This is a genomic window from Allobosea sp. GW822-FHT05A11, assembly GCF_058800455.1.
Genome location: NZ_JBXAMI010000006.1, coordinates 361,171 through 381,898, shown reverse-complemented (window position 1 = coordinate 381,898; position 20,728 = coordinate 361,171). Strand labels below are relative to the sequence as shown.

Below are 20,728 nucleotides of genomic sequence, written 5' to 3'. Positions count from 1 at the left end.
GGTCCGATAAGAACCGCCTGCCTGCAACAGGAAGCCTGTCATGAGCCTCAACGTCGCCATCCAGATGGACCCGATCGAGCGCATCCGGATCGCCGGGGATACCGGCTTCGCGCTGATGCTGGAAGCGCAGGCGCGCGGCCATACGCTCTATACCTACACCCCCGACAAGCTCTCGATGCGCGACGGCAAGGTCACCGCGCCGATGCGCCCGGTGAAGGTGCGCGACGTCGAAGGCGATTATTTCACCGCCGGCACGGAGGAAAAGGTCGATCTCTCCGGGCTCGACGTCGTGCTGCTCCGGCAGGACCCGCCCTTCGACATGGCCTATGTCACGACCACCCATATGCTGGAGCGCATCCACCCCAAGACGCTGGTGGTCAACGACCCGACTTCCGTGCGCAACGCGCCCGAAAAGATCCTCGTCACCCATTTCCCGGAATTGATGCCGCCGACCCTGATCACCCGCGACAGGGCGGAGATCGAGGCCTTCCGCGACGAGCATGGCGAGATCGTCATGAAGCCGCTCTACGGCCATGGCGGCGCGACCGTGTTCAAGACCAGCAAGACCGACCCGAATTTCGGCTCGCTCTTCGACCTGTTCAGCAACCTCTTCCGCGAGCCCTGGGTGGTGCAGGGCTTCATCAAGGAGGTCACCGAGGGTGACAAGCGCATCATCCTGATCGACGGCAAGGCGGCGGGCGCGGTCAACCGCGTCCCGGCGGTCGGCGACCTGCGCGCCAACATGGTGCGCGGCGGCGCGGCCCGCCCGACCGACCTGTCGAAGCAGGAGCTGGCGATCTGCGAGGCGATCGGCCCGACCTTGCGCGAGCGCGGCCTGCTGCTGGTCGGCATCGACGTGATCCACGGCAAGCTCACCGAGATCAACGTCACCGCGCCGACCGGCGTGCGCGCGATCAAGAAGCTCGGCGGTCCGGACCTGGCGGCGCAGCTCTTCGACGTGATCGAGACGAAGCGCGGCCGCTAGCCCGCGCTGACATAACCCTTCCAGCAGCGTCCGAGCGCGATCTCCCGCCGGCCCGTCAGGACCGGCGCGTAGATCTTGCGCAGGGCCTCGTTCGCGACGGTGACCGGGCAGAGCGGATAGAGCACGAGATCCGCCTCGCGGGCGAGCGTGATCTCGGCATCGTCCGGCTTCGGCACGGCCCGGAACGGGTCGGCGCCGATGGCGATGCCGCGCGGCGCGCTGCGGCCCATCACGGCGGGGAACGGGTTGACGAAGTTGAGGCTCATGATCGTCTCGAAGCGGCGCCCGCTCGCCTGCTCATGCGCCAGGATCGCCGCGACCCCCTCGTCGACTGCCATCAGCCAGGACGCCTGGAAATCGAGCTCCGAATAGAGCTGCGGTGACGGCAGCATCTCCCGTGCGGTGAATTCCCGGAAGGTCGCGGGATGAGCCGCGTAGATGTCGAGCATCGCGCTCGCGCGGTTCATGACGTCGGCATGTTGCGAGACCTGGCCGAGCCGGCCGAGATGCTGGTTCGGCAGGGCGGCATAGCCCGCCTGCGCCATCAGCGCCCGTGCCCCGCGCTGGAGCACGGTTTCGGCCGGCGGGATGGCGGTGGCGGCGACGAGGCCGCAGACAACGAGCGCGCCGCGCCGGCCGCTGCCGAGCCAGCGCGACAGGATCATCAGCAGCACCGGCCAGATGAAGATGAAAGCCTGCCCGCCGGTATTCTGGGTCTCGAAGAACAGCCCCGCGGCGAGGACGACCGCGAGCCAGGCGACGTCGCGGTCGAGCAGGCGGACGAAGCCGGCGGCGGAAGGCTGGCGGCGCAGCGCGAGCGCAGCATCAGTGATGTCGCGCCGGTCCAGCCAGAACAGGGCGAGCCCGAGCGCCGTTCCCGCGCCGACGATGTCGAGATGCAGCGAGGCCGCCTGGACGAAGCGGGGCAGGATGCCGCCGGCATTGATCGCGATCAGCGCGAGGATGCTGCCGAGATAGGCGCTGACGAGGCCGGTTGCGAGTTCGAAGCCGATCAACGCCAGCCCTGCGGCGGCTGCGATCAGGAGGCTGTCGCGCAGGCTGATCCGCCCGGCGGCGAACGCGAAGGCCGTGATCAGGCCACCGGCGAGGAAGCCGGTGATCTTGATCATGAACAGCGCGGTGAGCGTCCAGCCGATGATGGCACCGAGCGCCGGGCCGCGCAGGAAGATGAGGCCGCAGACCAGCACGTAGAGCACGATGCTGACATGCCGGTTGTAGATGCCGAAGCCGTCGGTGCCGGGGAAGAAGGAGTAGTGCTCGACATTGATCGGCAGGATCTGGAAGACGAGATAGGGCAGGAGCAGCGCCATCGCCCTGGCGCGTGATTGCCGGCCGACCGTGTGAAGGATGACCGCCATCGCCGGAGCCGTCACTGCGAACAGGCACCATTGCGCCGTGAGCAGCGGATGCGCCCGCGGAAACAGCGCATCGAACCCGGCGAAGAGCCAGTAGCCGAGCGGCCCGACCGGTGCGATGAAATCGATCAGCGGCACCTGGCCGTCGCCGATCCGGTTGGCGGCGTCGAGGTAGAGGACGAGGTCCCAGTACATCGGTCCGAGCGGCAGCGTCAGGGGCTGCGTCAGCAGCAGGGCGCAGATCAGGACGGCAGCGCCAAGCAGGACGAGCGGCAGACTCGGAAGCCACCGCGCCTCGGTCGTAACTCCCGCCTCGATCGTGCCGTCGGCCTGCATTATGCCCTTCCCCGTGCTTTCGACGGGGATTGGCTAGCAGATACGGGTTAAGATCGGCCTTCGGCCAGGATTTGCCCGTTCAGCGGATTGGCCTCGTCCCAGCCATAGCGCAGCGTCTCGAAGCGCATCGTCAGGGAATCGACCAGCAGGAGCTTTCCGACGAGCGGCTCGCCGAAGCCGGTGATGGCGCGCACGACCTCCAGCGCCATCAGCGAGCCGATCACGCCCGGCAGGGCGCCGAGCACGCCGGCCTCCGCGCAGGTCGGGATCGCGCCGGGCGGCGGCGCGTCCGGAAAGAGGCAGCGCCAGGTCGGGTTCGGTTTGCCGTCCGGCCCGGCCTCATGGGCGCGGATCGTGGTCAGCGAACCGTCGAAGCGCCCGAGCGCGCCCATCACCACCGGCTTGCGCTCGTGGAAGCAGGCATCGGACACGGCATAGCGCGTCGCGAAATTGTCGGAGCCTTCGGCGACGACGTCGTAGAAGGCGATCAGCGCGCGGGCATTATGCGGATCGAGCCGCGTGACATGCTCCTCGACCACGACATTCGGGTTGAGGTTGCGCACGAAGCGCGCCGCGACCACCGCCTTGTGCGCTCCGATATCCTCGTTCGTGAAGATGGTCTGGCGCTGCAGGTTCGAGAGCGAGACGATGTCGTCGTCGACGATGCCGATCTTCCCCACCCCCGCGGCCGCCAGGTACTGGAGCAGCGGCGCGCCGAGCCCGCCGGCCCCGACCACCAGCACGCGCGCGTTCTTCAGCCGCTGCTGGCCCGGCCCGCCGATCTCCGGCAGGACGATATGGCGCGCATAGCGCTCGATCTCGTCGTCGTTCAGCATCATGGGCGACAGCCTAAGGCCGGTGGCGGCTCCAGGGCAATCGCCCTGCGGCGCGGCCGCGCGGTCGTGATGAACATGACCTTTCGCCAGCTTGGCCGCGTCGCGCAGCCATGTCATCGTGCCGCGATCGAGGGCCGGACAACGGCGCCCGGCTGCAACAGGGGATCGCTTCCATGCGTTTGGGTTCTTTCGCGGCGGCGTTTGCCGGCGTCGTGCTTTCGACTGTCGCGGCACTGGCGCAGCCCCAGCCGATCAAGCCGGCAGTCGTCTACGACAAGGGCGGCAAGTTCGACAAATCCTTCAACGAGGGCGTCTTCATCGGCGCCGAGAAGTTCAAGAAGGAGACGAATGTCGAGTTCCGCGATTTCGAGCCGACCAACGACGCCCAGATCGAGCAGGCGCTGCGCCGCTTCGCCCGCGACGGCCATTCGCCGATCATCGCGGTCGGCTTCTCGCAGGCGACCGCCCTGCAGAAGGTCGCGGCCGAGTTCCCGAACCTGAAATTCACGATCATCGACATGGTCGTCGACCTCCCGAACGTGCAGTCGATCGTCTTCAAGGAGCATGAAGGCTCCTATCTCGTCGGACTGCTCGCGGCGATGGCCTCGAAATCCGGCAAGGTCGGCTTCGTCGGCGGCATGGATATCCCGCTGATCCGCAAATTCGCCTGCGGCTATGTCCAGGGCGTCAAGGCCGGCAAGGCCGATGCCGAGATCTTCCAGAACATGACCGGCTCGACCCCGGCGGCCTGGAACGACCCGGTCAAGGGTGGCGAGCTCGCCAAGTCGCAGATCGATCGCGGCGCCGACGTGGTCTATCACGCTGCCGGCGGCACCGGCATCGGCGTGCTCCGCGCGGTGGCGGATGCCGGCAAGCTCGGCATCGGCGTCGATTCCAACCAGAATGCCTTGCATCCCGGCAAGGTGCTGACCTCGATGCTGAAGCGCGTCGACATCGCCGCCTACAATTCCTTCAAGGCAGCTCAGGACGGCTCCTGGAAGCCGGGCATCTCCGTGCTCGGCCTCAAGGAAGGCGGCATCGACTGGGCGCTGGACGACAACAACCGGAGCCTGATCACGCCCGAGATGAAGGCCGCCGCCGACAGGGCCAAGGCCGACATCATCGCCGGCACCGTCAAGGTCCACGACTACATGTCCGACCAGAAATGCACGATGTGAGGCGCGGGCGACTCACTTGAGTTCCGCGCCCGCCATCGCGCTTGTCGGCATCTCCAAGCACTTCGGCCCGGTCGCGGCCAACAGGGACGTGTCCCTCTCGGTTGCGGCCGGCTCGATCCACGGCATCGTCGGCGAGAACGGTGCCGGCAAGTCGACGCTGATGTCGATCCTCTACGGCTTCTACGAGGCCGATGCCGGCGAGATCAGGATCGCGGGCGCGCCGCGCCGCATCCGCTCCCCGGCCGATGCGATCGCTGCCGGGATCGGCATGGTCCATCAGCACTTCATGCTGGTGGAGACGCTGAGCGTCGTCGAGAACGTCGTGCTCGGCGCCGAAGGCGGAGCTTTCCTGAAAGGCGGCATCGGCAAGGCGCGGACCGCGCTTGCCCGGCTCTCGCGGGACTACGGTCTCGCGATTGATCCCGATGCCATCGTCGGAGAACTCTCCGTCGGCCTGCAGCAGCGCGTCGAGATCCTCAAGGCGCTCTATCGCGGCGCCGAGATCCTGATCCTCGACGAGCCGACCGCGGTGCTGACCCCGGCCGAGGCCGACCAGCTCTTCGCCCTGCTTCGCGCCTTGAAGGCGCAGGGCAAGACGGTGATCCTGATCACCCACAAGCTGCGCGAGATCATGGAGGTGACCGACCGGGTCTCGGTGATGCGCCGTGGCGAGATGGTCGCCCATGTCGCGACCGCCGAAACCTCGCCGCCGGCCCTGGCCGAGGCGATGGTCGGAAGGCGCGTGCTGTTGCGCGTCGAGAAGGGGCCGCACCAGCGCGGCGCACCGGTGCTCGAAGCGGTCGGCCTTTCCTGCCGCGACGGGCGCGGCACCGAGACCCTGAAGGACGTCAATCTCACGCTCCATGAAGGCGAGATCGTCGGCATCGCCGGTGTCGCGGGCAATGGCCAGAGCGAATTGCTGGAGGTGCTGGCGGGCCTGATCCAGCCAAGCCGCGGCGTGATCCGGCTGGGCGGCCAGATTCTCGCGGCGGCGGATCGCCATCCGGCGCGGCTGCGCGAACGCGGCCTGATGCATATTCCCGAGGATCGCCAGCGCAGCGGCCTCGTCACTGCCTTCTCCGCCGCCGAGAATGCCATTCTCGGCTACCAGCACGACCCAGCCTTCGGCTCCGGCCCCTTGCTCTCGCCCGCCCGTATCGAGGCCCATGCCCGCGAGGCCTTCGCGGCCTATGACGTGCGCCCGCCCGACCCCGCGCTGAAGACCGCGAAATTCTCCGGCGGCAACCAGCAGAAGATCGTGCTCGCTCGCGAGATCGAGCGCGGCCCAAAGGTCCTGCTCGTCGGCCAGCCGACGCGCGGCGTCGATATCGGCGCGATCGAGTTCATCCATCGCCGGCTGGTGGCGCTGCGCGATCAGGGCGTCGCGATCCTGCTCGTCTCGGTCGAGCTCGAGGAGGTGATGGCGCTCTCCGACCGGATCATCGCCCTATGCGGCGGCCGGATCACCGGCGAGCGGGCAGCGGAGACCGCGGATGAGCGCGATCTCGGCCTGCTGATGGCTGGCGTCGAGGAGGCCGCATAATGGACCAGAGATTGACATTGGTGACACTTGGCGTCGGCGATCTCAGCCGATCACGGCGTTTCTATGCCACGTTGGGCTGGCACGAGATCGAACCGCGCCAGGAGAGCATCGCCTTCTTCCAGTTGAACGGCATCGGCCTGTCGCTGTTTCCGCGCACCGAATTGGCGAAAGATGCCGAGATCGCGGATAGCGCAGCCGGCTTTTCCGGTATCACCCTCGCGCATAACCTGCGCAGCGAGGCGGAGGTCGATGCGCTGTTCGCGGAGATGGTCGCGGCGGGTGCGGCGGCAGTGAAATCACCCCGAAAGGTCTTCTGGGGCGGCTATTCCGGCTATGTCGCCGATCCCGACGGCCATCTCTGGGAACTCGCGCATAATCCCTTCTTCCCGCTCGACGCCGTCGGCAACGTGACGCTCGCCGGATGAGCGCCGTCCCCGTCGACCTCCCGCGCTGGGCCGATGTCGCGCTGGTGCCGCTGGTCTCGGTCGCCGCGGCACTCCTCGTCGCCGGGCTCGTGGTCGTCGGCATCGGCGAGAACCCGCTGGAGGCGACGGCGCTGCTGCTGCGCGGCGCGCTCGGCAGTACGGAGAGCATCGGCTTCACGCTCTATTACGCGACGAATTTCATCTTCACCGGGCTCGCGGTCGCCGTCGCCTTCCATGCCGGCCTGTTCAATATCGGCGGCGAGGGGCAGGCGACGGTGGCCGGCATCGCCATGGCGATCGCCTGCCTCGCGGTCCCCGCCTTGCCAGGATTCCTTGCGGCGCCCTTCGCAATCCTCGCGGCGGCGGCGGGCGGCGCGGCTTACGCCTTCATTCCCGGCTGGCTCCAGGCGAAGCGCGGCAGCCATGTCGTGATCACCACGATCATGCTGAACTTCGTCGCGGCGACGCTGATCGTCTATCTCCTGCGCGAGGTGATCGGCAGGCCTGGCTCGATGCAGCCGGAAACACCGGATTTCCCGGTGCAGGCCGTGCTGATGCCGATGCACCAATTGCTGGCGCCCTTTGGTTTCACTTTGCCCGCGACGCCGCTGAACAGCGCCTTCTTCCCGGCCCTGATGGCGCTCTTCGCCGTCTGGCTGCTGATCTGGCGGACGCGATTGGGCTATGCGATCCGTACCGTCGGCGCCAATCCGCGTGCCGCCGCCTATGCCGGCATCTCGCCTGCTGCGGTGACCATGATCGCCATGGCGATCTCGGGCGCGCTCGCCGGTGGGCTCGCGGTCAACGAGGCGCTCGGCGTCCAGCACCGGCTCGTGCTCGACTTCACCGCCGGCTACGGCTTCGTCGGCATCGCGGTCGCGCTGATGGGCCGTGGCCACCCGGCCGGCGTCGGACTCGCTGCCCTGCTCTTCGGCGTGCTCTACCAGGGTGGTGCCGAGCTCTCCTTTGACAAGCCGGCCATCACTCGCGACATGGTCGTGGTCATCGGCGGCGTGCTCGTGCTCTTCGCCGGCGCATTGGACGGGCTGTTCCGCCGGGCCATTGCGACCGTGCTGCGCATTGGCCGGGGAGCGGCCTGATGGACCTGCTCCAGCTCCTCGCTGTCATCCTCGATTCGATGATCCGTTTGTCGATTCCGCTGATCTGCGCGGCGATGGCGGGCTTGTGGTCGGAGCGGGCCGGCGTCGTCGATATCGGCCTGGAGGGCAAGATGCTGGTCGCCGCCTTCGCCTCGGCGGTCGCGGCCTTCGCCACCGGCTCGGCCTGGATCGGGCTTGGCGCCGGCATTCTGGCATCGCTGGCGCTGGCGCTGGTCCATGGCTTCGCCGCGATCACCTGGCGCGGCAACCAGATCGTCTCTGGCGTCGCCATCAACATGCTGGCGGCGGGGCTGACGGTCGTGCTCGGCAATGCCTGGTACGGGCAAGGCGGGCGCACCCCCTCGCTCGAAGGTGCGGCCCGCTTCGGCGACCTCACCTTGCCCTTCGCCCGCTGGGCGCGCGAGCACGTCCCCGGGTTCGGCCTGATCTATGATGAGGTCGTCTCCGGCCATGCCGCCCCGGCCTATCTCGCCTTCCTTTGCGTGGTCGTCACGGCCTTCGTCCTGAAGCGCACGCGCTTCGGCCTGCGCATCCGCGCCGTCGGCGAGAATCCGGCGGCGGTCGATACCGCCGGCCTTTCGGTCGCGGGCCTGCGCTATGGCGCCGTTGCGATCTGCGGCCTGCTCTGCGGCATCGGCGGCACCTATCTCGCCGTGGCGCAATCTGCCGGGTTTCTGCCGCATATGACGGCGGGGCGTGGTTTCATCGCGCTCGCAGCCGTGATCTTCGCCAATTGGCGGCCTTGGCCTGCGCTCGGCGCCTGCCTGCTCTTCGGCCTGCTGGACGCGGTTGCGATCAGGCTTCAGGGCGTGACATTGCCCGGTATCGGCCTCGTGCCGGTGGAAGCGATCCAGGCCTTGCCGTATCTGATGACCATCATCCTGCTCGCCGGCTTCATCGGCAGGGCGACACCGCCGAAAGCCTCTGGCCTGCCCTATGTCAAGGAACGCTGATTTGCCGGCCGATATCGATTTCGAGGCCCTGTTCGCCGCTGCCGCCGCCATCCAGCCGCGCGCCTACGCGCCCTATTCGCGCTTCAAGGTCGGGGCTGCATTGCTGGCCGATGACGGCGCCGTCCATGCCGGCTGCAATGTCGAGAACGCCGCCTATCCCGTCGGCTCCTGTGCCGAGGCCGGGGCGATCGCGGCGATGGTCGCGGCCGGCGGGAAGGCGATCCGGGCGGTGCTCGTCTTCGGCGAGGGTGCCGAGCTGGTCACGCCCTGCGGCGCCTGCCGCCAGCGCATCCGTGAATTCGCCGCGCCGGAGACGCCGGTTGCGATCGCCGGCCCCGAAGGCATCCGGGCGCGCTTCACGCTGGAGGAACTGTTGCCAGCCTCCTTCGGACCGGCCAATTTGCCGCGGTGATTTGGGCCGCGTCGCGGGGCCAGAGGAGAGCGTACGATGGCGGCCGATCCGGCCTTCGACGAGGTGGCATCCATCCTGGCGGACCGGGGTATCGATGCGATCGACTGCGCGATCGTGCTCGGCACCGGCCTTGGCGCCGTCGCCGAGGATATCGAGAACGCGATCCGCATTCCCTATGCCGATCTGCCCGGCTTCCCGCGCGGCGAGGTCTCCGGCCATGCCCGCCAGCTCTGCTATGGCACGCTGCATGGCCGCAAGGTCCTGATTTACCAGGGGCGCGCCCATTATTACGAGGGCGGCGATTCCACGGTGATGCGCGTGCCTCTCGGCGTACTCACCGCCTTCGGCTCGCCGCCGCTGGTCCTGACCAACGCGGCGGGCTCGCTCTCGGCGGAGATGCGTCCGGGCAGCCTTGCTCTCATCACCGACCATATCAACCTGAACGGCCCCAATCCGCTGATCGGCGACAGGGGCGACGGCCGCTTCGTGCCCATGGTCGATGCCTATGACCCGCATCTGCGCGGCCGCTTCAAGCGCGCGGCCGAAAAGGCGGCGCTGTCGCTCGGCGAAGGCGTCTACATGTGGTTCACCGGGCCGAGCTTCGAGACGCCGGCCGAGATCCGCATGGCGAAGGTGCTGGGCGCCGATCTCGTGGGCATGTCGACTGTGCCGGAGGTCATCCTGGCGCGGCGCTGCGGCTTGCGCGTCGCCGGCCTGTCCATCGTCACCAATATGGGTGCAGGCCTTCATGGCGGCACACCGCATCATGCCGAGACGCGCGATGTCGCCGCCATGGCTTCGCGCTCGCTGCGGCGCCTGATGGGCGCCTTTCTGTCGGAGTTGTAAGCCATGTCCGATGCCGATCTCGCCCGGCGGGCGCTCACCCTGCTCGATCTCACCGATCTTGCCGACGATGCCACGGACGAAGGCACCCGCGACCTCTGCCGACGCGCCGTGTCGGGCCCGGTGCCGGTCGCTGCGATCTGCCTGTGGCCGCGCTTCGTCGCGACGGCACGCGCTGAACTGGGAGACGGCCCCGTCCGCATCGCGACCGTGGTGAATTTTCCCGATGGCGACACGCCGATCGCCCCGGCCATGCGCGAGACGGAAGAGGCGCTCGCCGCCGGTGCCGACGAGATCGACCTCGTCCTGCCCTGGCGGGCGGTTCTCGCTGGCCATGTCACCTCGGCGGCCGCAATGGTCCGCAACGTCAAGGGACTTTGCGACGAGCGGCGGCTGAAGGTGATCCTTGAGACCGGCGAATATCCCAATCTCGACAAGGTCAGGACCACCTCCGAGCTCGCCATCGCGGCCGGCGCCGATTTCGTCAAGACCTCGACCGGCAAGACTGCGAACGCGGCCAGCATCCCCGCCGCGCGCGTGGTGCTGAACGTCATTGCGGAGGCAGGCCGCCCCGTCGGGCTGAAGCCGTCCGGCGGCATCAGGACGCTGGTCGATGCCACGCGCTATCTCGATCTCGCCGACGCGATCATGGGTGAGGATTGGGCGACGCCCATGACCTTCCGCTTCGGCGCCAGCGGCCTCTATGGCGCGCTCGTCGAGGCCATCGATGGCGCCGCGCCCGATGCCGCGCCGCGTGGGGGCTATTGATGCGCCTGACCCAGGAGATCATCGCTGCCAAGCGCGACGGTGCGGAACTGTCCGATGCCGATATTCGCCAGCTCATCGCCGGATTGCCCGATGGCTCTGTCAGCGAAGGGCAGGCAGCCGCCTTCGCCATGGCGGTCTATTTCAACGGCATGAACGAGCGCGAGCGCGTGGCGCTGACGCTGGCCATGCGCGATTCCGGCACTGTGCTGCGCTGGGACGACCTGCCCGGCCCCGCTCTCGACAAGCACTCGACCGGCGGCGTCGGCGATACGGTGAGCCTGCCATTGGCGGCGGCGGTCGCGGCCTGCGGCGGTCATGTCCCGATGATCTCCGGCCGCGGCCTCGGCCATACCGGTGGCACGCTCGACAAGCTCGACGCGGTGCCGGGTTACGTCACGCAGCCCGGCATCACCCTGTTTCGCAAGGTGGTGCGGGAAGCCGGCTGCGCCATCATCGGCCAGACCGCCGATCTCGCGCCGGCCGACAAGCGCCTCTATGCCATCCGCGACGTCACCGCGACGGTCGAGACCATTCCCTTGCTGGTCTCCTCGATCCTGTCGAAGAAGCTCGCCGCCGGCCTGCACGGCCTCGCCATGGACGTGAAGTTCGGCTCCGGCGCCTTCCTGCCCGACTACGGTAAGGCGCAGGCGCTGGCACAGGCGCTGGTCGGCGTCGCCAACGGCGCCGGCCTGCCGACCAACGCGCTCCTGACCGATATGAGCGAGCCGCTCGCCTCGGCCGCGGGCAATGCGCTCGAGGTCGCCTATGCGCTCGACCATTTGACGGGGCGGCGCCGCGAGCCGCGCTTCCACGAGGTCACGGTCGCGCTCGCCGCCGAGATGCTGTTGCTCGGCAAGCTCGCCCCGGATCTCGACACCGCCCGTGCGAAGATCGAGCAGGCCTTCGCCTCGGGCGCCGCGGCGGAGCGCTTCGCCCGCATGATCGTGGCGCTGGGCGGCCCGGTCGATTTGCTGGAGGCGCCGCAGAAGCATCTCGCCGCCGCGCCGGTCGTGAAGCCGGTCTATCCCGAAACGGCCGGGACCGTCGCTTCCGTCGATACGCGCGCGGTCGGGCTTGCCGTCGTCGCGCTCGGCGGCGGCCGGGTGCGGCCGCAGGACCCGATCGACCATGCCGTCGGCATCGTCGCGCTGGCAGGCATCGGCGACGGCGTCGGGCCCGACCGGCCGCTCGGCATCGTCCATGCCCGCAACGACGCCGGCTACGCTGCGGCAAGCGAGCGCTTGCGCAAGGCCTACCGGATCGGAGAGGGTGCGGCGCGCGGCCCGCTGGTCGCGGAACGGATTACGGAGAGGGTGTCGGGATGAGTTTGCTTCTGGCCATGACCGGCTGGCATATCGAGGACTGGCGGGCGCGCTTCCAGGCGCTGCTGCCGGATATGCCTGTCGTCGTCCTCGGCGAGCCCTTCGACCGTCGCGCCGTGCATTACGTCGCGAGCTGGAAGCACCCGCCCGGCAGCCTGACCGGCCTGCCCAATCTCGCCGCGATCTTCTCGCTCGGCGCCGGCGTCGATTTCCTCTTCGCCGACGACAAGCTCCCGGCGGCGCCGATCGCACGCATCGTCGATCCCGATCTGACGACCCGGATGAGCGAATATATCGTCCTGCATTGCCTGATCTACCTGCGCCAGCAGCGCCGCTACGACCGCCAGCAGCGCGAGGCGCTCTGGGACGACGACCGCAACCAGCCGGCCGCCCGCGCGGTCCGCGTCGGCGTCATGGGGCTGGGCGAACTCGGTCAGGATGCGGCGCGCAAGCTCGCCATCATCGGCTTCGACGTCGCCGGCTGGAGCCGTTCGCCCAAGACCATCGAGGGTCTCCAGACCTTCTCCGGCGAGGACGGCATGAAGGCGTTCCTCGGCCGTACCGACATCCTCGTCAGCCTGCTGCCGCTGACGCCGGATACGCGCGGCATCATCAATGCCGAGCTGCTTTCGGGCCTCGCGCAGGACGGGCGCCTCGGCGGGCCGTTCCTGATCAATGCCGGGCGCGGCGGCTTGCAGGTCGCGGACGACATCCTCGCCGCGCTTGACGCCGGCACGTTGAAGGGCGCGACGCTCGATGTCTTCGAGACCGAGCCGCTGCCTGTGGACTCAGCCCTCTGGAGCCATCCGGGCGTGACGGTGACGCCGCATAATTCGGCGATGTCGGAACCCGAAGCGATCGCCACGGCGGTTGCCCAGCAGATCGGCCGGCTGGAGGCGGGCGAGCCCTTGCTCAACCTGGTTGACCCGGCGCGAGGCTACTGAGCCTCAGGCGATCCGCTTGTCCGCGGAATCGCAGAGGTCGTTCTGGATGCAGCGCAGGCATTCGGGGCGCAGCGCCTTGCAGGTATAGCGCCCGTGCAGGATGAGCCAGTGATGGGCGTGTCGGCCGAATTCGGGCGGTACCGCCTTCTCAAGCCCGAGTTCGACCTGCACCACGTTCTTGCCGGGCGCGATGCGCAGGCGGTTGGCGATGCGGAAGACATGGGTGTCGACCGCATGGGTGACCTCGCCGAAGGCGATGTTGAGGACGACATTGGCGGTCTTGCGGCCGACGCCGGGCAGGCTCTCCAATGCCTCGCGCGTCGCCGGCACCTCGCCGCCGAATTCGGCGATCAGCCGCTCGCAGAGCGCGATCACGTTCTTCGCCTTGGTGCGGTAGAGCCCGATCGTCCTGATGTAGTCGCGCACGGTTTCCTCGCCGAGCGCGAGCATCTTCTCAGGGCTGTCGGCAATGGCGAAGAGCGGGCGCGTCGCCTTGTTCACACCGGCATCGGTCGCCTGCGCCGACAACACGACCGCAACCAGCAGCGTGAAGGCGTTCACCGATTCCAGCTCGCCCTTGGGCTCGGGATTGGCGGCCTGGAAGCGGGTGAAGATCTCGCGGATCTCCGCCGGCTTGCGCGCGCGCGGCAACGTGATGCGCTTTGCCGGCGCAGCCGTGCGAGGGGGCCTGTTCCGCTGATCCATGACGGCGTTATAATCGTCGCATGACCTCCGGCAATAGCCCTGGCAGTGATAGCTTTGGCAGCGAGATCGCGGACGCGTCGCAGCGGCCGGTCTTCGATGCCACGATTACGCCGCATCGATCGCTCGGCCAGAACGGCTTCCGCATCGTGATGACGCTGGTCTGCCTCGCCAGCGTGATTTCCTCGCTTCCCTTCGTCCTGCTCGGTGCCTGGCCCGTCGCGGGCTTCTTCGGGCTCGACATCGTCGCGCTCTTCGTCGCCTTCCACGTCAATTTCCGGCATGCGCGCGCCTTCGAGCGCATCGTGGTGACGCCGCTGGAGGTTTTTCTGCGCAAGGTCTCGCATCACGGGCGCGAGGCGGTCTGGCGCTTCAATCCGGCCTGGACCCGGCTCGAACGCCAGACGGACGAGGATTACGGCCTGCTCGCCCTGACGCTGGTCTCGCGCGGGCAGAGCGTCGCGATCGCCTCCGCGCTCTCGCCGCAGGAGCGTTCCGGCTTCGCCGATGCGCTGGGCTCGGCCCTGTCGAGCGCCCGCCGCGGGCCGGATTACGGCACGCCTTGAGCCGCTGCGGCGAGCCAGATCGTATGGCCGCCGCAGCTTGGGTCCTCGACGATATGGTCGATGACGGCGAAACCGCTCTCCGCCAGCAGGGTCCGGTATTCCCCGGGATCGAGGCTGCCATGATAGAGCGCCTCGCCTTCGAAGCTGCCGATCGCCTCGCCATGCGCCGGGCCGCTGGTGAACAGCAGGGCTGCGCCCGGCGCGGCATGGCTCGCAAAGACCTTGAACATGCCGCGCTGGTCCTCCGGCGTCAGGTGGAAGAACGAATCCCAGGCGATCAGCCCGTCGAAGCGGCGGCCAAGGGCGAGGCGGCGCATGTCGGCGACCTGCCAGTCGCCCTCGGGAAAGCGCGTCCGGCACAGCGCGATCATCGCCGGGGCGGAATCGACGCCGGTGACGGCATGGCCGTGTTCGATGAAATGGCGGGCGATCGGCTGCCCGGTGCCGCAGCCGATATCGAGGATCGTGGCGCCGGGCGCGAGCAGGTCCCGGAAACGCGCGAGCCACGGGCCTTCCATAAGCGTCTTGCCGCGCAGGCCGTCATAGGTGGCGGCGTGGCGCTGGTAGAGATCGATGATGGCATCGGCGGGAGAGGTCATGACCCTATGAGCCCTCATCCTGAGGAGGCCCGCAAGGGCCGTCTCGAAGGATGCTCCAGGAAGCTCCGGAACCATCTGGAACATCCTTCGAGACGCCGCTAACGCGGCTCCTCAGGATGAGGGCTGAGGATGGGGACGATGCGGGGGGCAACCCCGCCCTTGCCAGCTTTCGGGTGGGAACGGCATGGTGGGCACCCTAGATTCGCATCATGACGAACGATGCGAGGTTCCAATGAACGCTCATGCTCCCATGAAAACGGCGATGACCCCGACGCGCTTCTCCAATGCGGTGCTGGCGCGCGCCACCGATGCGATGCCAAGCGAGGCCGATTTCCCGGCGGTCGCCCCCGGTTCGGACTACGACACCGTCCGGCGCATCCTCTCCTTCATCACCCATAACTGGCGCGAGCAGCCGACGATCGAGGCGATCGCCGAAGCCGCCGGCGCGACCCCGACCGATGTCCATCACCTCTTCCGGCGCTGGTGCGGCCTGACGCCGAAGGCTTTCCTGCAGGCGATCACGCTCGACCATGCCAAGGGGCTGCTGTCGTCCTCGGCCAGCATTCTCGACACGGCGCTTGAGGTCGGCCTCTCCGGTCCCGGCCGCCTGCACGATCTCTTCGTGACGCATGAGGCGATGTCGCCCGGCGAATGGAAGACCGGCGGCGAAGGTCTCAAGCTCTCCTATGGCTTCCACGCATCGCCTTTCGGCGAGGCGCTGGTGGTGATCACGGAGCGGGGCCTGGCCGGCCTCGGTTGGGTCTCGAACAGCGCCGATGGCGGCAAGGTCGTCGGCGGGCGGGCCGAAGCGCTGGCCGACATGATGCGGCGCTGGCCCCATGCCGATTATCACTACGACCCGGTGCTGACGGCGCCTTATGCCGGCCGCATCTTCGAGCCCAAGGCCTGGTCGGCGGAGACGCCTTTGCGTGTCGTCCTGATCGGCACCGATTTCGAGGTGCGGGTCTGGGAGACGCTGTTGCGGATCCCCGTCGGCTGCGCCACGACCTATGGCGAGGTCGCCAACCATATCGGCAAGCCCAGCGCGGCGCGGGCCGTCGGCATGGCGGTCGGCAAGAACCCGATCTCCTTCGTGGTGCCCTGCCACCGCGTCATCGGCAAGTCCGGCGCGCTGACCGGCTACCATTGGGGCCTGACGCGCAAGCGCGCCATCCTCGGCTGGGAAGCCGGCCAGACGGCGGCCGGCTGATCCCGGTCACTTCCGCAAATACATGTCCCAGCAGGGCGCGAGCGCGATCCGCTCGCGCCCTTCGAGCGCTGCGGCGAAATGGCTGCGGATCATCTCGCGCGGCGTCGTCACCGGGCATTTCGGCATCAGCATCGCGTCGGTCTGCCTGAGCGCCTCGATGGTGCCCGGCTGCAGGTCCGGCGTGCTGCGGCCGGGATCGACTCCGACCGGCACGACGCGCGGCGGCATGCGCTGCAGCAGATAGTTCAGCGGATCGACGAAATCGAAGGTGAAGAAGCCGTTGAGCTCGCGCTTGTTGGCGGCTTCCCAGGCCTTGATCGCGGTCACCGCCTGCTGGATCTCGAGCATCCAGGTCGCCTGGTAGTCGATCTCCGAATAGAGGATATAGGACGGCAGGATGTCGCGCCGGATCAGGTCGCGATAGCCTTCGGGCTGCGTGGCGTAGTGGTCGAGCATCGCGGCGGCGCGTGCGGCGATGTCCGGCTTCACGCTGATCCGGCCGAGCGGCCCGAGATCGGGCACGTCGAGTGCGACATAGGTCGCCCCGCCCATCACCGCGCGCATCCCGCGCTCCATGCAGATGACGGCGCTCGGCAGCGAGACCGCGAGCGTCAGTACGAGGACCACCGGCCGCATGCGGTCGTTGCGCCGCTCCCACCAGTCGAGGATAAGCGGCAGGAGGATTGGCCACAGGCCGATGAATTCGAGCGAGCCGGTATTTTGCGTCTCGAACAGGGCAAGCGCGAACAGGCCTGCTGCGAACCAGCCGATCGGCGCATCCGCGAGCGCCCGCCAGCCGGCCAGCGTCGCCGGCAAACCGTCGCGCCAGGAGGCGTAGGCGAGAACGGCGAGCAGGACCAGCGACGGGCCGATCACGTTGAACTTGACCGAGGCCACGGTCAGGAAGCGCGGCAGCAGCGTACCGGTGTTGAGGCCGAGAAGGGTCAGGATATCGATGATGTAGGCGGAGCTGAGCCCGGTCGCGAGTTCCAGCACGCCCAGTGCGAGGATGACGAGCCCGGCGGCGATGATCGCATCGCGGAAGCGCATCCGGCCGCTCAGCGCGGCGTAGCCGACGAGGAGCGTGCCGGAGACGGCGCCCGTGACCTTCGTCAGGAAGAGCGTCAGCATCAGCACGGCCACGAGCGCGATCTGCAAGCTGCGCCATGGCACGAACAATAGGGCTGCGATCAGCAGGTAGAGCTGCAAGGCGACATGGCGGTTGTAGAAGCCGTATCCGTCGAAGCCGGGCGATGGGTAGAGCCCGTGCAGGTTGATCGGCAGCGCCGCGAACAGCAGGAAGGGCAGCACCAGCGCCAAAGCCTGCGGGCGGGAGCGCCGGGCGACCTCGCCGGCAAGCAGCGCCAGCACCGGCAGCATGACCGGCAGCAGTGCCCAGTTGATCAGCAGCATCGGCTGCGCATCGGGGAAAACGGCGTCGAGCCCGGCGGCAAAATAGAAGCCGAGCGGACCGATCGGCGCGAAGAAATCGATGGTCGGGACCTGACCGAGGCCGATGCGCTGGATCGCGTCGAGATAGACCACCGTATCCCAGGCATTGGGCCCGAGCGGCAGGCGCAGCGGCAGGATCAGCGCCGCGACGGCCAATGCGGCGAAAGCCACGATCCAGGCGAGGGGCGAGCCGGCCAAGCGCATCGCTGCTCCCTTGCCGATGAAATCCTTGCCGTCGATTTGGGAGTTTTCTGTCCCGATTTCGCTCATCGCCACGCCGAACCCTCCTGGTCCAGCCCGCTCTGTGGCAGAAAAAACTTACCAGCTGCCTGACGGAAAGGCAGGTTCTCGCCGAATTTCGGTAAGAACCCGCGGTTTCGCTGCTGCCTTGCTGTCAGTTCGCCCGTTCCGGTGCCGGGTCAGAGCAGCCCGCGCCCAGCCAGGTAACGCATCAGATGCGAGGCGCCATAGGTCCAGGCTGCGCATTCATCGGTGCGCTTCATCCGGTTGACTAGGCTGCCGAGCTCGGGTGCGGCGATGGTGACGATGTCCCCGTATTTATGGGTGAAGCCGCCGCCGGGCGCATCGCGATCCTTGATCGGCGCGAACATGGTGCCGAGATAGAGCGCCGCCCCGTCCGGATATTGATGATGCGGGCCGATCATCTGGGCCGCGAGATCGGCGGGGTCGCGGCTGATCTTCCCGATCGAGGAGGAGCCCTCCAGCCGGAAGCCGTCCTGCCCCTCGACCGTCAGCGTCACCGTCGTTCGGCGGACATGATCGAGCGTGAAACCGGCATCGAACAAGCGGATGAAGGGGCCGACCGCCGCGGCGGCGTTGTTGTCCTTGGCCTTGCCGAGCAGCAGGGCCGAGCGGCCCTCGACATCGCGCAGGTTGACGTCGTTGCCGAGCGTGGCGCCGACGATCCGCCCATCCGAGGCGACGATCAGCACGATCTCCGGCTCGGGGTTGTTCCAGCTCGAGGCCGGATGCAGGCCGGCATCCGCGCCGGTGCCGACCGTCGACATCGGCGGCGCCTTGGTGAAGATCTCGGCATCCGGCCCGATGCCGACTTCGAGATACTGGCTCCAGGCGCCCTGCTTGATCAGCACCTCCTTGAGATGCATCGCCTCGGGTGAGCCGGGCTTCAGCTTGGAAAGATCGTCGCCGATGAGTTTGCCGATCTCCTCGCGGATCGTCGCTGCGGCGGCCGGGTTGCCGCGCGCCTTCTCCTCGATCACGCGCTCCAGCATCGAGACCGCGAAGGTGACGCCGGCCGCCTTCACCGCCTGCAGGTCGAGCGGCGAGAGCAGCCAGGGCCGCGTCGGGTCGCGGCCGTCCACAGGCGTGTTGGCGAGGATGTCGGTGAGCGAACCGATCGCCTCGCCTTGCGCCGCGCGCAACGCAGCCGCCGGATCGGCGGTCTCGCAGAGGTCGCGGCTGGTCGCGAAGCTCTGGGTGACGTCGATCACCTGCCCGCCGCGCAGCGTCACCACGGCGGGTCCGCCGAGATCGGGACGCCAGACGCGGCCCGCGAGCGCGGCGGCCTCGGCATCCGCGGGCAGGGTCGTGGTCACGGCAAGGTCGAGGCTGGGCATGGTGGCATCCACAGGCGGATTCGGATCGGGGAGCGCAGATCAGCCGGTTCTGCCGGAATGTGCAAGCGAGAGGCCGTCACGGTCGATGCCGGACCTCCGACCCAGACCATAGGCTGATTGCGCTGGTCGTCATCGATTTGTCATTGAAATGTCGCCTGCGCTTCATGCTAGCTTGCGCACCAACGACAAGAACCGCGGCGGCGCCCGCCCGCGGAAGGGAGACATTCCATGAGCATCAAATCGCGCATCCTGATGTCGGTCGCGGCCTTTGCGCTGGCCGGCGCCTCGCCTGCCCTCGCGCAGACCGAGATCCAGTGGTGGCACGCGCTGACCGGCGCCAATAACGACGTCGTCGTCAAGCTCTCCGAGGATTTCAACGCCTCGCAGAAGGACTACAAGGTCGTTCCGGTCTACAAGGGCTCCTATCCCGACACGCTGAACGCCGGCATCGCCGCCTTCCGCGCCGGCCAGGCGCCGCACATCCTGCAGGTCTTCGAGGTCGGCACCGGCACGATGATGTCGGCCAAGGGCGCGATCAAGCCGGTCCACGAGATGATGAAGGAAGCCGGCGAGAAATTCGATCCGGCGGCCTATCTGCCGGCGATCAGCGGTTATTACTCGACGGCCAAGGGCGAGATGCTCTCGATGCCGTTCAACTCCTCGTCGATGGTGATGTGGTACAACAAGGACGCCTTCAAGAAGGCGGGCCTCGACCCCGAGAAGCCGCCGAAGACCTGGCCCGAGACCTTCGAGGCCGCCAAGAAACTGAAGGCCGCCGGCTATGACAAATGCGGCGTCTCGAACGCCTGGGCGCCCTGGGCCAATATCGAGCAGTTCGGGGCCTGGCACAACATCGCGCTCTCGACCAAGGTCAACGGCATGGCCGGCGCCGACGCCGTGCTGAACTTCAACAAGAGCCCGGCCTTCCTGAAGCACTGGACCAACCTGGTCGAGCTGCAGAAGGACAAGACCTATGACTATTCCGGCCGCACCAATAATGGCGAAGGCCGCTTCACCTCGGGCGAATGCCCGATCTTCCTGACCTCCTCTGGCTTCTTCGGAAACGTCAAGGCGAACGCCAAGTTCGACTGGGCCAACGCCGCGATGCCGTACTATGCCGACGTGCAGGGCGCTCCGCAGAACTCGATCATCGGTGGCGCTTCGCTCTGGGTTATGGGCGGCAAGAAGGCGAACGAATACAAGGGCGTCGCCAAATTCTTCACCTTCCTCTCGAATGTCGACCGCCAGGTGAAGCTGCATACCGAGTCGGGCTATCTGCCGATCACCAAGGCAGCCTATGAGAAGGTCAAGGCGTCCGGCTTCTACAAGGACAAGCCCTATCTCGAGACCCCGATCCTCGAGCTGACCAACAAGGCCCCGACCGACAACTCGAAGGGCCTGCGCTACGGCAGCCTCGTCCAGATCCGCGACATCTGGTCGGAGGAGCTGGAGGCGGCGCTGAACGGCCAGAAGTCGCCGCAGGCGGCGCTGGATGCGGCGGTCGATCGCGGCAACCAGATGCTGCGCCAGTTCGAGCGTACTGCAGCCCGCTGAGCATT

General features: G+C 67.7%; 20 protein-coding genes. 14 read left to right on the top strand and 6 right to left on the bottom strand.

Going from position 1 to position 20,728, the window contains the following annotated elements:
- Window positions 1–40 precede the first annotated feature (40 nt).
- On the top strand, window positions 41–985 hold the full coding sequence (gshB, locus tag AC1RLU_RS21545; protein WP_061970968.1) for a glutathione synthase: 945 nt from the start codon (window positions 41–43) through the stop codon (window positions 983–985).
- Here gshB and AC1RLU_RS21540 read toward each other — a convergent pair.
- Together AC1RLU_RS21540 and AC1RLU_RS21535 are read right to left on the bottom strand one after the other, a co-directional pair.
- On the bottom strand, window positions 982–2,697 hold the full coding sequence (locus tag AC1RLU_RS21540) for a hypothetical protein (RefSeq protein ID WP_492798109.1): 1,716 nt from the start codon (window positions 2,695–2,697) through the stop codon (window positions 982–984). The genes gshB and AC1RLU_RS21540 overlap by 4 nt on opposite strands.
- A gap of 47 nt (window positions 2,698–2,744) precedes the next feature.
- Window positions 2,745–3,536 (bottom strand): HesA/MoeB/ThiF family protein, encoded by a 792-nt coding sequence (locus AC1RLU_RS21535; protein WP_061971173.1) that lies wholly within the window; start codon window positions 3,534–3,536, stop codon window positions 2,745–2,747.
- A gap of 170 nt (window positions 3,537–3,706) precedes the next feature.
- On the opposite strand from AC1RLU_RS21535, the gene AC1RLU_RS21530 reads away from it, so the two are divergent.
- From AC1RLU_RS21530 to AC1RLU_RS21485, 10 genes are read left to right on the top strand one after another with little or no spacing between them, the layout of a single operon-like run.
- Entirely contained in the window at window positions 3,707–4,711 is a 1,005-nt protein-coding gene (locus AC1RLU_RS21530; RefSeq protein WP_492798108.1) for a BMP family lipoprotein, read from the top strand.
- A gap of 16 nt (window positions 4,712–4,727) precedes the next feature.
- Entirely contained in the window at window positions 4,728–6,254 is a 1,527-nt protein-coding gene (locus tag AC1RLU_RS21525) for an ABC transporter ATP-binding protein (RefSeq protein WP_492798107.1), read from the top strand.
- Complete coding sequence (locus tag AC1RLU_RS21520) at window positions 6,254–6,679, top strand: VOC family protein (RefSeq protein ID WP_492798106.1); 426 nt, start codon at window positions 6,254–6,256, stop codon at window positions 6,677–6,679. The genes AC1RLU_RS21525 and AC1RLU_RS21520 overlap by 1 nt, the downstream gene beginning before the upstream one ends.
- Complete coding sequence (locus AC1RLU_RS21515) at window positions 6,676–7,779, top strand: ABC transporter permease (protein ID WP_492798105.1); 1,104 nt, start codon at window positions 6,676–6,678, stop codon at window positions 7,777–7,779. The genes AC1RLU_RS21520 and AC1RLU_RS21515 overlap by 4 nt, the downstream gene beginning before the upstream one ends.
- Entirely contained in the window at window positions 7,779–8,753 is a 975-nt protein-coding gene (locus AC1RLU_RS21510; RefSeq protein ID WP_492798104.1) for an ABC transporter permease, read from the top strand. Before AC1RLU_RS21515 ends, AC1RLU_RS21510 begins: the two co-directional genes overlap by 1 nt.
- 1 nt (window position 8,754) lies before the next feature.
- A complete protein-coding gene (locus AC1RLU_RS21505; protein WP_492798102.1) occupies window positions 8,755–9,165 on the top strand; it encodes a cytidine deaminase in 411 nt (136 codons plus the stop codon).
- A gap of 36 nt (window positions 9,166–9,201) precedes the next feature.
- Complete coding sequence (locus AC1RLU_RS21500; RefSeq protein ID WP_492798100.1) at window positions 9,202–10,011, top strand: purine-nucleoside phosphorylase; 810 nt, start codon at window positions 9,202–9,204, stop codon at window positions 10,009–10,011.
- A gap of 3 nt (window positions 10,012–10,014) precedes the next feature.
- A complete protein-coding gene (deoC, locus tag AC1RLU_RS21495; protein ID WP_492798099.1) occupies window positions 10,015–10,776 on the top strand; it encodes a deoxyribose-phosphate aldolase in 762 nt (253 codons plus the stop codon).
- The gene (gene deoA, locus AC1RLU_RS21490; RefSeq protein WP_492798097.1) at window positions 10,776–12,101 is read left to right on the top strand and encodes a thymidine phosphorylase; all 1,326 of its coding nucleotides are present in this window, start codon (window positions 10,776–10,778) and stop codon (window positions 12,099–12,101) included. Before deoC ends, deoA begins: the two co-directional genes overlap by 1 nt.
- Entirely contained in the window at window positions 12,098–13,042 is a 945-nt protein-coding gene (locus tag AC1RLU_RS21485; protein WP_492798095.1) for a 2-hydroxyacid dehydrogenase, read from the top strand. Before deoA ends, AC1RLU_RS21485 begins: the two co-directional genes overlap by 4 nt.
- A 3-nt stretch (window positions 13,043–13,045) precedes the next feature.
- Here the strand turns inward: AC1RLU_RS21485 and nth are convergent, their stop codons facing one another.
- Window positions 13,046–13,747 (bottom strand): endonuclease III, encoded by a 702-nt coding sequence (gene nth / locus AC1RLU_RS21480; RefSeq protein WP_492798094.1) that lies wholly within the window; start codon window positions 13,745–13,747, stop codon window positions 13,046–13,048.
- A 20-nt stretch (window positions 13,748–13,767) separates the two neighbouring features.
- Here nth and AC1RLU_RS21475 point away from each other — a divergent pair, with 20 nt between their 5' ends.
- Window positions 13,768–14,310 carry a DUF2244 domain-containing protein gene (locus AC1RLU_RS21475; protein ID WP_492798093.1) on the top strand — a complete coding sequence of 181 codons (543 nt, stop codon included), beginning with the start codon at window positions 13,768–13,770 and terminating at the stop codon, window positions 14,308–14,310.
- Here AC1RLU_RS21475 and AC1RLU_RS21470 read toward each other — a convergent pair.
- On the bottom strand, window positions 14,295–14,909 hold the full coding sequence (locus AC1RLU_RS21470) for a class I SAM-dependent DNA methyltransferase (RefSeq protein WP_492798091.1): 615 nt from the start codon (window positions 14,907–14,909) through the stop codon (window positions 14,295–14,297). The two genes, AC1RLU_RS21475 and AC1RLU_RS21470, sit on opposite strands and share 16 nt — an antisense overlap.
- Window positions 14,910–15,222: 313 nt before the next feature.
- Between AC1RLU_RS21470 and AC1RLU_RS21465 the strand changes: the two genes are divergently transcribed.
- Window positions 15,223–16,119: a methylated-DNA--[protein]-cysteine S-methyltransferase gene (locus AC1RLU_RS21465; RefSeq protein ID WP_248309328.1), complete on the top strand. Its 897-nt coding sequence runs from the start codon at window positions 15,223–15,225 to the stop codon at window positions 16,117–16,119.
- Between the two features lie 6 nt (window positions 16,120–16,125).
- Here the strand turns inward: AC1RLU_RS21465 and AC1RLU_RS21460 are convergent, their stop codons facing one another.
- Both AC1RLU_RS21460 and AC1RLU_RS21455 read right to left on the bottom strand, forming a co-directional pair.
- Entirely contained in the window at window positions 16,126–17,847 is a 1,722-nt protein-coding gene (locus AC1RLU_RS21460) for a hypothetical protein (protein WP_492798090.1), read from the bottom strand.
- 143 nt (window positions 17,848–17,990) lie between these two features.
- Window positions 17,991–19,169, bottom strand: a complete 1,179-nt coding sequence (locus AC1RLU_RS21455) for a fumarylacetoacetate hydrolase family protein (protein WP_492798089.1) — start codon at window positions 19,167–19,169, stop codon at window positions 17,991–17,993.
- Between the two features lie 228 nt (window positions 19,170–19,397).
- Here AC1RLU_RS21455 and ugpB point away from each other — a divergent pair, with 228 nt between their 5' ends.
- Window positions 19,398–20,723: a sn-glycerol-3-phosphate ABC transporter substrate-binding protein UgpB gene (gene ugpB / locus AC1RLU_RS21450; RefSeq protein ID WP_091857397.1), complete on the top strand. Its 1,326-nt coding sequence runs from the start codon at window positions 19,398–19,400 to the stop codon at window positions 20,721–20,723.
- Window positions 20,724–20,728 lie beyond the last annotated feature (5 nt).